The sequence below is a fragment of the Azospirillum sp. A29 genome (genome assembly GCF_042604625.1).
In the GTDB taxonomy this organism is placed as follows: Bacteria; Pseudomonadota; Alphaproteobacteria; order Azospirillales; family Azospirillaceae; genus Azospirillum; species Azospirillum palustre.
The window spans coordinates 2,451,145-2,463,168 of the sequence record NZ_CP170466.1 but is presented as its reverse complement, the minus strand read 5'-3'; the positions used below and the strand labels follow the sequence as shown (position 1 = coordinate 2,463,168).

Below are 12,024 nucleotides of genomic sequence, written 5' to 3'. Positions count from 1 at the left end.
ATGACCGACACCGAAGCAGCAGCCCCATACCGCCGGGAACGCGCCCGCAACGCCGAGGACGCCAACGAGCTGGTCGGCCCGCCGGTGCTGGAGCAGGGGTTCAAGGTCAAGGCCCTGCGCGACGTGCGCAACGACGGCACCTATCCGGGCCGGCCGGTCGGCGACTTCCTGATCCGCGAGGGCGATGTCGGCTACGTCATCTCCATCGGGACCTATCTGCAGATGTATTACGTCTATGCCGTTGATTTCTTTGAGAAACAGGTCGTCGTCGGCATGCGTGCGCGCGAGCTTCAGGTGATCGACGCCCATTGCAACGACCCCCAGTGAACCCAGCCCGGAAGCCCCAGGCCAAACCAGCTGGTCCCCACCGATAAGGAGCCTCGCGATGTCTGACGTCGAAGCCGCCGCCAAGCCCGGTTTCATCCCGCCGCGCGAACCGCTGTACGACTGGGGCCTGCGGGTCACGGTGCAGGAGGATCTGTTCAACGACGGCAGCCACCCGCAGGTGCCGGACGGTGCACTGCTGGCGCCCAGGGGCACCCCCGGCACCATCGTCCGCGTCGGCCGCACCGAGGAAGGCAGCCTGCCGGTCTATCTGGTGGAGTTCCCCGGCGGCACCGTCGTCGGTTGCCTGGAGGAGGAGATCGTCCCGGCCGACGGATCGCGGCGCGGCGTGCCCGGTGTCATGTGATGGTGCGTGATGCGATGGGGAGCGATGCGATGACGATCTACCTCGACAACAACGCCACCACCGCCCTGGCTGCGGAGGTGCGCGAGGCGATGCTGCCGCACCTGTTCGGCGAGTTCGCCAACCCGTCCAGCCCCCATTCCGCCGGCATGGCCGCCCGCCGCGCGGTCAGCGAGGCCAAGGCGCAGGTCGCGGCCCTGATCGGCGCCAAGCCGGCCGATCTGGTGATGACCGGCAGCGCCACCGAGGCGACCCACGCCGCCATCCTGGGCGCGCTGCGCGTGATCGAGGAGGCCGACCACCGCCGCGACCACATCGTCACCACCGCGGTGGAGCATCCGGCGACGCTGGCCCTGTTCGACGACCTGCGCCAGCGCGGCTGGCGCGTCACCGTCCTGCCGGTGAACCGCGACGGCCTGCCCTCGCTGGTCGATTTGGCCGCAGTGGTGACGGAGGCGACGGCGCTGGTCTCCATGATGTGGGCCAACAACGAGACCGGCGTCCTGATGCCGGTCGAAGGGGCCTCAGCCATCGCCCATGCCCACGGCGCCCTGTTCCACAGCGACGCGGTGCAGGCGGCGGGCCGGGTGCCGGTCGATTGCGGCATCGCCGACTACCTCACCCTGTCCGCCCACAAGATGCACGGGCCGAAGGGCGTCGGCGCGCTCTATGTCCGCAAGGGCGCGCCCTTCCATGCGGTGATCCACGGCCATCAGGAGCGCCGCCGTCGCGGCGGGACGGAGAATGTGCCGGGCATCGTCGGCTTCGGCGCCGCCGCGTCGCTGGCGTCCCTCTGGCTGGACGAAGCCGACCTGACCGCCTTCCTGCGCGACCGGCTGGAGCAGGGCATCCTCGCCCGCTGGCCCGGTGCGGCGGCGAACGGCGCTGGCGCCGCCCGTCTGCCCAACACCAGCAACATCCGCTTCGCCGACGGGCGTGGCCATCCGGTGGACGCTGAAGAACTGCTGATGCGGCTCGACCGCGCCGGCATCGCCGTGTCGATGGGGGCGGCCTGCTCCTCCGGCGGCAATGAGCCGAGCCATGTGCTGACCGCGATGGGGCTGAACGGCGCCGAGGCCGCCGCCAGCCTGCGCTTCTCGCTGAGCCGCTACACCACGGCGGCGGAGGTGGACGCCGTCCTGTCGGAACTGCCGGCCCTGCATGCCCGGCTGGTCGTGGTCTGAACAAAAAAACATAAATCAAACAATAGGATGGAGTGTCGGTGATGAAGGTGATGATCCGCAAGGCGTCCGAGCAGTACACGATCTACGTCGCCAAGAAGGACCTGGAGGAACCCATCGTCGAGATGGAGAAGCCGGGCCTGTGGGGCGGCTGGGTCAAGGTCGCCAACGGGTGGACGCTCGATCTGCCGGAGATGCCGGCGGAAACCCGCCTGCCGATCACCGTCGAAGCCAAAAAACGCGGCACGGAGTAACGCCCATGGCCCTGTCTCCCGAGCGCATCGACAGCATCGCCACCCTGGCCGGCCGGCTGTTCGCCGGGGGCGGCAAGCTCGACGCCGTGGTCCGCAGCGTGCGCGAGGCCAACCCGGACCTGAAGACCGTCACCGGCGCCATGGCCGCGGTGATGGCGGAGGATCCCTTCCGGGAAGAGGCGGGCTTCGACCTGCATCTGGTGGACGGCAACAACCACTGCTGGCTCATCACCGACAAGCCGGAGCTTGCCACCGGCGTCGTGATCGCCCAACGGGACGAGGACGAGTGAATGAGCGAAGCCGCCGCAGCATGGGACCCCGCAGCCTCCGGCGATGACGGGCTGGACGACTACATCCCGCTGACCGATCCGGACATCTCCGGTGCCGAGGTCGAGATGCTCGGCCGCCTGCTGTCCTCCGGGGCATTGAGCGACGGGCGGATGGTGCGGGCCTTCGAGGACGCCTTCGCCGCCTATGTCGGCCGCGACCATGCGGTGGCGGTGTCCAGCGGCACCATGGCCACGCTGCTGATGCTGAAGGGCCATGGCATCGGCGAGGGGGACGAGGTGCTGTGCAGCCCGTTCGGCTGGCATCAGGTGCAGCACGCGGTGGCGCTGTCCGGCGCCACGCCGGTGCTGGTCGACATCGACTATTGGCAGCACACCATCAACCCGGAGAAGGCGGCGGCGCTGATAACGCCGAAGACCAGGGCGATCCTGGCCGCCAACGTCAACGGCCACCCCGCGCATTGGGACGAGCTGCGTGCGCTGGCCGATGCCAAGGGGCTGATCCTGCTGGAGGATTCGACCGAGGCCATCGGCTCGACCTACAAGGGCCAGATGGTCGGCACCTTCGGCGACGCGGCGGTCTTCGACTTTTCCGAACCCGGCATCCTGCTGGCTGGCGAGGGCGGCATGATCGTCACCGACGACCGCGACCTCGCCCACCGTCTGCGCTACATGCGCCGGCGCGAGACGGAGCACCGCAACACCGTGGTCATCACCCGCACCCTGCCCTGGCAGGCGGGGATGAGCGACCTGAACGCCGCGCTCGCCCTGGTGCAGTTGAAGCGCCTGCCGGAGATCCTGACCCGCCGCAATCTGGTGATCGCCTATTACGACGCGGCGATGGCGAGCTTCGAGGGGATCAAGCCGCCCTATCGCGGGCCGGGAGCCGAGGTGGTCAACCCGATGGTCTATTGCGTCCATCTCGGCACCCGCTTCAGCGCGTCGGGCCGCCGCTCGATCATCGAGGATCTGGACACCCAGGACATCGACGCCAGCGACTACGGCCAGCCACTGCACACCCAGCAATATTACATCGAAGCGCTCGGTGAACAGCGGGCCGGGCGCGGAGCCTGCCCGGTCTGCACCAAGACCGCCGACCGCGTGCTGGCCCTGCCGCTGCACCGCAAGATCACCCGCGATCAGGTCGCCTTCATCGTGGAAACGCTGAAGGACGCCAGCGTCAACACCGGCGCCGGCGCCGCGATCTATCTCTGAAACGCCAGGCTCCAAAACGCCAGGGAGAGGCCTTCCATGATCGTCACCACGCTTGCAACCGATACCGACTCTGTCACGGTTCCGGACGCCGCCACGGCGCTGGCAGACATCGCCGCGGCATTGGCGGCGCGGCAGGCGGTGCCCTATCTCGGCCCCGGCGCCTTCGACCTGCTGCCGCCCGACCAGTGTCCGATCCCGCGCAACTCGGTGGAACTGGTGCAGCGCCTGAACGCCAAGGTCGCCGCCCCCGGCCGCATCCGCGCCAGCCTGACCGCGGTCGCCCAGTTCATCGAGACGCGCAAGCACCGCAAGACGCTGGAGACCATCCTCAACGACATCTTCCGGCAGACGGTGCCGGCCACCCCGGTACATGCCCTACTGGCGGCAATCCCGGCCCCGCCGCTGCTGGTCGATGTCTGGTACGACAATGTGCTGGACAGCCTGCTGAGCGCCGCGGCCGACCGGACCTGGGGCCAGATCCAGGGGGTGTCGCACCCGCAATCGACCGGCGAATGGGTGCGCTACTACGCCCCCGACGGCGCCGCCGCCTCCGCCGAGGCAGCGGCCGGCTGGGACACCGTGCTCTACAAGCCGTCGGGGGCGGTGACGCCGGCCGGCAATTACCTGATCTCCGACAGCGACTATGTCGAGATCCTGACGGAGATCGACATCCAGACCCCGATCCCCGCCATTGTTCAGGACCGCCGCGCCGGCCGTCATTTCCTGTATCTGGGCTGCCGCTTCGACCAGGAGATCCAGCGCACCTTCGCCCGCCAGATCGCCAAGCGCTCCTCCGACAGCCACTGGGCGGTGATCCCCGGCGAACTGTCGAAGAACGAGACGCGCTTCCTGGCACTGCACGGGATCAAGCGGATCGACCTGACGCTGGAGGAAGCGGTGGAGGGCTTGCGGACGCTGGTGTGAGGGTGCGTGGGGCATCCTCGACCGAGGCACCGGCCCCCTACCCCCAAAGAGGCCGTGCCGCATCGCAACACACATCGCCTCCGTCCGTTATCTCGCGAAACGGATGGAGCGTGCCGGAATGGTGACGAAGAGCGGCCCCACTGTGGCCGCAGCATTTACGGCCCTGCTGCTGACCGCGTCGGCAGCGATGTCGCCGGCCACCGCGCAGGAGACCACCCCTCCCCCCGGCGATGAACCCGCCACCTCCGGCCCGGCCATCGGCTTCTGGATCGACAACGACCTGTTCGGCGGCGGGACCGACCGCTACTACACGAACGGATTCCAGTTCTATTATTTCTCCGGCGCGCGGCCGACCTACGGCAACATCGACTGGCTGGCCAATGTCGTGCCCTGGATCGAACCGGGCGGGGTGCGGCGCTACGGCTTCGCTTTCGGCCAGAACATCTACACGCCGAGCGACCTGACCGCCCGCAATCCGAACCCCAAGGACCGGCCCTATGCCGGCTGGCTCTATGGCCGCGTGTCGGTGCTGAACGAGGCGCCGCGGGCGGTGGACCGCATCGACCTCGACCTCGGCATGGTCGGCCCGGCTTCGCTGGCGGAGCAGACGCAGAAGACGGTCCACAAGATCGTCGACGGCGCCACCTATCCGGAGGGCTGGAACTACCAGCTGCGCGACGAGCCGGGTGTCGTGCTGAGCTACGAGCATGTCTGGCGCGACGAGAAGCCCAACAGCCTCGGCCCGCTGGAATGGGATTTCAGCCCCCATGTCGCCGGCAGCGTCGGCAATGTGCTGACCTTCGCCGCGGCGGGGGCCAGCATCCGGCTCGGCGGCAACATGCCGCCGCCGGTCGGTGCGCTGGTGACGCGCCCGACCTCAAGCATCCCCTACCAGGACAACCCCTATTCGGAGCGGCCGGGGCGCTTTTCCTGGTACGTCTATGCCAGTGCCGAGGGCCGGGCTGTGGCGCGCAACATCTTCCTGGACGGCAACACGTTCCGCGAAAGCCGGTCGGTCGCCAAGCATCCGCTGGTCGGCAGCATGCAGGCCGGCCTGACGCTGCGCTATGGCCGCTATGGCCTGACCTATGCCCAGACCTTGCAGACGCCGGAGTTCCAAGGCCAGAAGTCGCTGACCAACTACGGCTCCCTGCGTCTGTCGGCCCAGTTCTGAGGGGTCAGAGGAAAGGCAGCGGCAGGATCAGGGTAAAGCCGTCCACCGCCATCAGCACGCCGGCCGCCGCCAGCGCGCGGCTGGCCCACAGGATGAAGCCGCGATTGGTGATGGCAAAGACAGACGCCAGCACGATGGCCAGCTGCAGCATGCCCTCGGCGAAGTCGAAATAGGGGTCCTGGGCCGCGGCATGGTCGCGCCGGACCTCCGCCGCCTTGGCCTTGGCCAGCAGATCCTTGCGGCTGTTCTTGCCGTCGTCGGCCTCCATCCGGTCGGCCGATTGGCGGTATTCGGTGGAGCGCTGCATAGCCTTGGCCTGGGCATCCGCCGGCATGCCGGCAGACAGCAGTTCCAGCTCGTCGGCGGCAAGACGCAGGCTGATCTGGCGCTGGGTCTTGGACTGGTAATAGGCGAAGCTGTCCGATGCCTCGATGGCGCTGGCCATCAGTTCCTTGCCGGCATTCGAACCGGCGACGCTGACGATGGCCAGCACCGCCGCCAGGACGGAGATGTAGATGGCGGTGGACATCTTCACCCCATGCCCGCCCTCGTCCTTCTCTTCGGCATGGTGGTGTCCCGCGGGGCGGTGCTTGGCCCGTTCCCGCTCGTGGGCTTCGTCGATCAGGTCCTTCACCTCGGCGGCTTCCATGGTCCCCTGCCCTTCGTCCGGTCCCCCGCCGTTCGGCGGATGACGAAAGAGTTAGCGAAACACTCGACGCGAGAAAAGCCCCGCTGACGTTCCGTCATCGGGGGCCGCGCGATGTCACCGCCACATTTACCTTTTCATGGGCGGGGGTGTGCTCCCGAATGTCTCGTGCGCCGACATTCGCCCCTTTCATGGGCGACCGGTTCGGGCTATGTCAGGGACCATGAACCAGTTCGCACGCCTGGCGATCGAGGCCGGCCCGCTTGCCGCCTTCTTCGTTGCCAACTCGCAGGCCGGCATCATGACCGGCACCGCGGTCTTCATGGTCGCCATCACCATCGCGCTCGCGGTGTCCTGGCGGCTGGAACGACGCATCCCGATCATGCCGGTGGTCGGCGCCGGGTTCGTGCTGCTGTTCGGCGGCCTGACGCTGTGGCTTCAGGACGACCTGTTCATCAAGATCAAGCCGACCCTGGTCAACCTGCTGTTCGCCATCGTCCTGTTCGTCGCCCATATGACGCGGCGCAACGTGATGAAGCGCCTGCTGGGCACGGTTCTGAACCTGTCGGACGACGGGTGGCGCACGCTGGGCATCCGCTGGGCGTGGTTCTTCCTGCTGCTGGCCGTGCTCAACGAGGTGGTGTGGCGGAACTTCGCCACCGACATGTGGGTCAACTTCAAGGTGTTCGGCATCATGCCGCTGACCCTGCTGTTCAGCGCCTTCCAGGCGCCGCTGATCATGCGCCACCAACTGCCGGAGGAGCCGGCGGAAAGCGGCCCGGCAGCTTGACGGCACCGCCTTTGTCACGGTTCCCGGCCTTGCCCCCTCTTGTGCGGCGCGGAAGGGGCACTCACATTGGTGGCGACCGCGACGACATTCGTTCCGACCGTTTTTCAGAGGTATTGATCGATGGGCAGTTTCAGCATCTGGCACTGGTTGATCGTTCTGGTCATCGTGCTTCTCCTGTTCGGCGCCGGCAAGCTGCCCAACGTGATGGGCGACATCGCCAAGGGCGTGAAGGCCTTCAAGGCCGGACTGAAGGACGAGGACGAGGCCCAGCCGCCCGCCGCGGCCACCACCGCCCAGACGCCGGCCCAGGCTCCTCCGGCCGCGATCAACCCGGCTCCGGCACAGCCGGCTGCACCTCAGCCGGCGCCGACCACCACGACCACCGCCCAGCCGGTCGACCCGACCCGGCCGCATCAGGGCTGAGGTCCCTTCTTTTGTGCCGCCCCACTGCCGGGCGCGACCGCATGGCGGTTTGAAGGGGCGGCAAAATACGATAAAGAGAAGGGGCTTTTCGCAGCCGGTCCGTGTTCCGCGGTCCCGGCGCGCGGAAGGCCCCTTTTTCTGCTTTCAGCCGGCCCGCCATGACGGGCAAGCGCAGGTCGACCGTGACGCTCAAGCCACCGTACCGGCAGGCTCCCACCCTGACGACACCGACTTTCAAGGACGAGATGAAGGCCAACGGCAAACCTTCCGACACTCCGCCGCCGGAGAACGAGGACATCGCCAAGCTGCTTCGCGCCTTGAACGAAGATCTGCGGGCCGATCCGCAGGACGACGACGTGGAGTATGAGGAGGAGGAGCCGGCAGCCCGCAGCCGCCTGCCGCTGGGCAAGATCGCGCTGGCCCTGGTCGCTGCCGGCGGCATTGCCGTTGGCGTAGTGTATTTCGGCTCGGGCGATCCGGCGCCGGTGACGACGGCCGCCAACAGCGGGGCGCCGATGGTGCCTGCCCCCGCCATCACCCGCGCCCCTGCCAACCAGGCGCCCGCCAACCCGGCACCCGGCGCCACGGCGCCCGCGACCGGAAGCCTGCCGACCCCGGCAACCACGCCGCCGGCCGCCGCGACGCAGCCCCCTCCGGTGCAGTCCGCGCCGGCACAGACGACCGCCGCCGCCGCCCCGCCGCCGCCGGTCGCCGCTTTGCCCGCCAGCCCGCCGCCGGTCCTGAAAGTGCCGGAGCCGCCGTCCGTCCCGGCCACCGCCCCCGCCGCGGCTCCGAAGCCGCGCGCTACGGCACCGGCGGACAGCACCCCCGCGATCCAGAAGCCGGAGTCGCCGAAGCCCGAAACAGCCAAGCCGGAAGTGCCCAAGCAGGAAGCACCGGCGGATACCGGGTCGTTGCAGGCGATGCTGGCGCCGCCCAAGGAGGCGGCAAAGCGTCCGTCCGCCGCGACGCCGGCAGCCCCCGCCCCCCCGCCCGCCGCATCCTCCGGCACTGGCGAGCCCAAGCAGGCCGCCAAGGCCGCCGCTCCGTCCACCCCTGCCACCCAGGCGCCGGCCGGGCGCTACACGGTGCAGGTCGGCAGCTTCTCGGTGACGGGGAACGCCGATTCACTGGTCCAGCGGCTTCAAGGCAACGGGTTCCAGGCCTACACGGTGGACTGGACCGACAGTTCGAACCGGTCCTGGCGCGCAGTGCGCGTCGGCGGCTACCCCGATCCTGCCGCCGCCAAGCGGGAGGCCGAGCAGTTGAAATCGAAGATGGGACTCAACCCCGTCGTCGTGACGACGCGCTGACCCCCGGCCGGGCCGGCGACGGACGCCGGCCGGTCCTTGCCCCTGCGACACCGTGTCATCTCAACGAAAGCCCGACGGCGACATTTGGTCGCGGCCGGGCTTTTTCTTTCGGACTTCACCCCCGTTCTTTGGTCGGGGGAGCCGGGAGTGCCGCTTGATCCCCGCTTCTCTTTGCTCGTACCATGGACATTCCAGGGCACGAATGCATTGCCCCGGCCGCAAATTGGGAAGCCGGCACAAGACCGGCGCACCGGAGGACGCCCAGCCATGAAGCCGACCATCCTGGTTGTCGACGACGAGCCCAGCATCGTCCTGTCGCTCCAGGTTCTCATGCAGCGCGCCGGGTTCGACGTGCGCATCGCCCGCGACGGGGACGAAGCGCTGCGCTCGGTGGAGACCTTTACCCCCGACCTGATCCTGCTCGACGCGATGATGCCGAAGCGCGACGGCTTCGACGTCTGCCAGACCCTGCGGACCAACCCGGCCTGGAAAACCCTGCCGATCATCATGCTGACGGCGCGCAGCCGCGACGTCGAACGGCAGAAGGGGCTGGCGCTGGGCGCCACCGACTACATCACCAAACCCTTCTCCACCCGCGACCTGCTGGCCACCGTCCGCCGCCATCTAGGCCTGACTGCGACCGGCAGCGCGGAGCCGGCGCCATGACCGCCCCGGCGCTCGACGGGCCGCGGCCGGAGCGGAAGACCGGCGACGCGCCGTCGCCGGCCCCGCTGCTCCGCCCCTTGCCGCGCCGCATGATCCCGCTGGCCTTCCGCGCCGCCGGTATCGGTCTGGTGGCGCTGGCGGTCGGGCTGGCGGCGGCGGTGCGCGGGTCGGACGCGTCGGACCCGCTGCTGACCTATGCCGTGGTGATGACGGCGGCCTGCGCCGCCGCGGTGTGGGGACTGTGGCTGGCGGTCGACCGCTATCTGCTGCGCGCTGCCGAGACCCTGAGCCGCGAGGCCGGGCTGATCGCCCACGGCAATGCCGAGGGGGCGGTCGGCGGCCGGGTGCCGCTGGCCCGCTATGGCGACCTGCTGCCCATCGCCCGCGCGGTGAACGATCTGTCGGACAAGCTGGCCCAGGTCCGCCGCGACATCGCCCGCACCGTCGCCGACTCCACCGCCAAGGCGGAGGAGCAGAAGACGCAGCTCGCCGCCGTGCTGCGCGACCTGCACGAAGGCGTGCTGGTCTGCAACACCCGGCACCAGATCCTGCTCTACAACCAGACCGCTCTCGACATCCTGCACCTGACCGGAGAGCTTGGACTGGGCCGCTCGCTGCTGCATTTCGTAGTGGCGGAACCGGTGACCCACACGCTGGAGCGGCTGACCCTGCGGGTGCGCGAAGGGCGGCATGTCAATCACGAGCATGGCACCACTGCCCAGTTCGTCGGCGCAACCACCGACGGCCGCATCCTGCTGGAAGGGCGGATGAGCGCCATCCTGCAGGACCCCGACCCGGCGTCGGACGAACCGCCGACAATCACCGGCTACGTTCTGACCCTGTCCGACGCCACCAGCGAGCTGGCGGCGCTGGGCCAGCGCGACTCCCTGCTGCGCGAGGCGACGGAAGGGTTCCGCGCGCCCATCGCCAACCTGCGGGCGGCGGTGGAGACGCTGTACGACGCGCCCGACCTCGGCCCCGGCGAGCGCGCCGCCTTCGAAAGCGCGATGCTGGACTCCTGCTCAAGCCTGTCGCAAAGGCTGGAGCGGGTGACCAACGCTTACCGCAATGTCGTCACCGGCAGCTGGCCGATGAGCGATATCCATTCCAACAACCTGATCACCCTCGTCGCCCACCGGGTGGGGGCCGAGTCCGCCACCACGGTGACGCTGACCGGCCTGCCGCAATGGGTGCATGGCGACAGCCACAGCCTCGTCCTGCTGTTCGCCTATCTGATCGGGCGGGTGCAGGCGCTGACCGGCGCCACCGCCTTCGATCTGGCGGCGGCCGGCCCGCAGGACGGCGACCGCTGGGTCTATCTCGACCTCGTCTGGCAGGGGCCGGCGGTGTCCAGCGCCACGCTGGACGGCTGGCTGGACCAGACGCTGCCAGACGGTCTGGGCGGCCTCAGCGCCGGCGACGTCCTGCAACACCACCGCAGCACTGCCTGGAGCGAGCCGCTGCCCACCGACGGCGCCCCAGATACCGCCTGCGCCCGGTTGCGCGTGCCGTTGCCGCCGGCTCAGTCGCCGCGCACCGCCCAGCCGCGGCCGAAGGCCGGCGTCCGGCCGGAATTCTTCGATTTCGGGCTGCTGCACCAGCCGCTGGCGACCAGCGAGCTTGGCCGCACGCCGCTGGACCGGCTGCATTACGTGGTGTTCGACACCGAGACCACCGGCCTGTCGCCCAGCACCGGCGACGAGATCATCCAGATCGCCGCGGTCCGCGTCGTCGGCGGGCGCATCCTGACCGGTGAGACCTTCAACACGCTGGTCGATCCAAAGCGGCCGATCCCGCCGGAGTCGGTCCCCTTCCATGGCATCACCGACGGGATGGTGGCGGGCAAGCCGACCATCGGCGCCGTGCTGCCGCAGTTCCGCAGCTTCGTTTCCGGTGCGGTGCTGGTGGCGCACAATGCTGCCTTCGACCTGAAATTCCTGAAGATGAAGGAACGGGCGGCGGGGGTGACCTTCGACTGTCCGGTTCTCGACACCATGCTGCTGTCGCGCATGCTGCTGGGCAATGACGGCGACCACACGCTGGACGGCATCGCCGAACGGCTGGGCATCGAGGTGGTGGACCGCCACACCGCGCTGGGCGACAGCCTGGTCACCGCCGCGGTGTTCCTGCGGATGATCGAGATGCTGCGCGAACGCGAGGTGCGGACACTGGACGACGCCATCCGCGGCGCCAACATCCTGGTCGAACTCGCCGCACGGGAGCGCGCCTTTTGAACGCGCCCGACCCGACATCGGGCCATGAGCCGGGCTCCGGCCGGTATCGCGACCGGATGATCGGCCTGTTCCTGCTGGCAGCCGCCCTGTTCAACCCGCCGCTGCTCGGCCTGTTCGGGGTGAAGGGAACGATCCTGGGGGTGCCGGCGCTCTATGGCTGGATCTTCGGCATCTGGGCGGCAGTGATCGCGCTGGCGGCAATCGCCGGCCGGGCACGCTAGGAGGACGG

General features: G+C 69.0%; 15 protein-coding genes. 14 read left to right on the top strand and 1 reads right to left on the bottom strand.

Going from position 1 to position 12,024, the window contains the following annotated elements; translation table 11 throughout:
- From ABNQ38_RS26680 to ABNQ38_RS26645, 8 genes are all read left to right on the top strand, one after another.
- Positions 1 to 327, top strand: coding sequence for a nitrogen fixation protein NifZ (locus tag ABNQ38_RS26680; RefSeq protein ID WP_377808859.1), 327 nt, complete (start codon positions 1 to 3; stop codon positions 325 to 327).
- Positions 328 to 385: 58 nt separating this feature from the next.
- Positions 386 to 691, top strand: coding sequence for a nitrogen fixation protein NifZ (locus ABNQ38_RS26675; protein WP_098739283.1), 306 nt, complete (start codon positions 386 to 388; stop codon positions 689 to 691).
- A gap of 29 nt (positions 692 to 720) precedes the next feature.
- The gene (locus ABNQ38_RS26670; RefSeq protein ID WP_377808858.1) at positions 721 to 1,872 is read left to right on the top strand and encodes a cysteine desulfurase family protein; all 1,152 of its coding nucleotides are present in this window, start codon (positions 721 to 723) and stop codon (positions 1,870 to 1,872) included.
- 41 nt (positions 1,873 to 1,913) lie between these two features.
- Positions 1,914 to 2,123, top strand: coding sequence for a putative nitrogen fixation protein NifT (gene nifT, locus ABNQ38_RS26665; protein ID WP_098739281.1), 210 nt, complete (start codon positions 1,914 to 1,916; stop codon positions 2,121 to 2,123).
- 5 nt (positions 2,124 to 2,128) lie between these two features.
- Positions 2,129 to 2,413, top strand: a complete 285-nt coding sequence (locus tag ABNQ38_RS26660) for a hypothetical protein (protein WP_377808857.1) — start codon at positions 2,129 to 2,131, stop codon at positions 2,411 to 2,413.
- Positions 2,414 to 3,625 (top strand): DegT/DnrJ/EryC1/StrS family aminotransferase, encoded by a 1,212-nt coding sequence (locus tag ABNQ38_RS26655; RefSeq protein WP_377808856.1) that lies wholly within the window; start codon positions 2,414 to 2,416, stop codon positions 3,623 to 3,625. It abuts the gene before it with no gap.
- A 36-nt stretch (positions 3,626 to 3,661) separates the two neighbouring features.
- Positions 3,662 to 4,549 (top strand): SIR2 family protein, encoded by an 888-nt coding sequence (locus ABNQ38_RS26650; RefSeq protein ID WP_377808855.1) that lies wholly within the window; start codon positions 3,662 to 3,664, stop codon positions 4,547 to 4,549.
- 118 nt (positions 4,550 to 4,667) lie between these two features.
- Positions 4,668 to 5,723 (top strand): lipid A deacylase LpxR family protein, encoded by a 1,056-nt coding sequence (locus ABNQ38_RS26645; protein ID WP_377808854.1) that lies wholly within the window; start codon positions 4,668 to 4,670, stop codon positions 5,721 to 5,723.
- 4 nt (positions 5,724 to 5,727) lie between these two features.
- Here ABNQ38_RS26645 and ABNQ38_RS26640 read toward each other — a convergent pair whose 3' ends face one another.
- Positions 5,728 to 6,372, bottom strand: a complete 645-nt coding sequence (locus ABNQ38_RS26640) for a DUF4337 domain-containing protein (RefSeq protein ID WP_377808853.1) — start codon at positions 6,370 to 6,372, stop codon at positions 5,728 to 5,730.
- A 220-nt stretch (positions 6,373 to 6,592) separates the two neighbouring features.
- Between ABNQ38_RS26640 and ABNQ38_RS26635 the strand changes: the two genes are divergently transcribed.
- From ABNQ38_RS26635 to ABNQ38_RS26610, 6 genes are all read left to right on the top strand, one after another.
- Complete coding sequence (locus tag ABNQ38_RS26635) at positions 6,593 to 7,159, top strand: septation protein A (RefSeq protein ID WP_377808852.1); 567 nt, start codon at positions 6,593 to 6,595, stop codon at positions 7,157 to 7,159.
- Positions 7,160 to 7,279: 120 nt separating this feature from the next.
- Positions 7,280 to 7,582, top strand: a complete 303-nt coding sequence (locus ABNQ38_RS26630; protein WP_377808851.1) for a twin-arginine translocase TatA/TatE family subunit — start codon at positions 7,280 to 7,282, stop codon at positions 7,580 to 7,582.
- 182 nt (positions 7,583 to 7,764) lie between these two features.
- The gene (locus ABNQ38_RS26625) at positions 7,765 to 8,895 is read left to right on the top strand and encodes an SPOR domain-containing protein (RefSeq protein ID WP_377808850.1); all 1,131 of its coding nucleotides are present in this window, start codon (positions 7,765 to 7,767) and stop codon (positions 8,893 to 8,895) included.
- A 267-nt stretch (positions 8,896 to 9,162) separates the two neighbouring features.
- On the top strand, positions 9,163 to 9,561 hold the full coding sequence (locus ABNQ38_RS26620) for a response regulator transcription factor (RefSeq protein ID WP_377808849.1): 399 nt from the start codon (positions 9,163 to 9,165) through the stop codon (positions 9,559 to 9,561).
- The gene (locus ABNQ38_RS26615) at positions 9,558 to 11,795 is read left to right on the top strand and encodes an exonuclease domain-containing protein (protein WP_377808848.1); all 2,238 of its coding nucleotides are present in this window, start codon (positions 9,558 to 9,560) and stop codon (positions 11,793 to 11,795) included. The genes ABNQ38_RS26620 and ABNQ38_RS26615 overlap by 4 nt, the downstream gene beginning before the upstream one ends.
- A complete protein-coding gene (locus ABNQ38_RS26610; protein ID WP_377808847.1) occupies positions 11,792 to 12,016 on the top strand; it encodes a hypothetical protein in 225 nt (74 codons plus the stop codon). The genes ABNQ38_RS26615 and ABNQ38_RS26610 overlap by 4 nt, the downstream gene beginning before the upstream one ends.
- Positions 12,017 to 12,024: the final 8 nt, after the last annotated feature.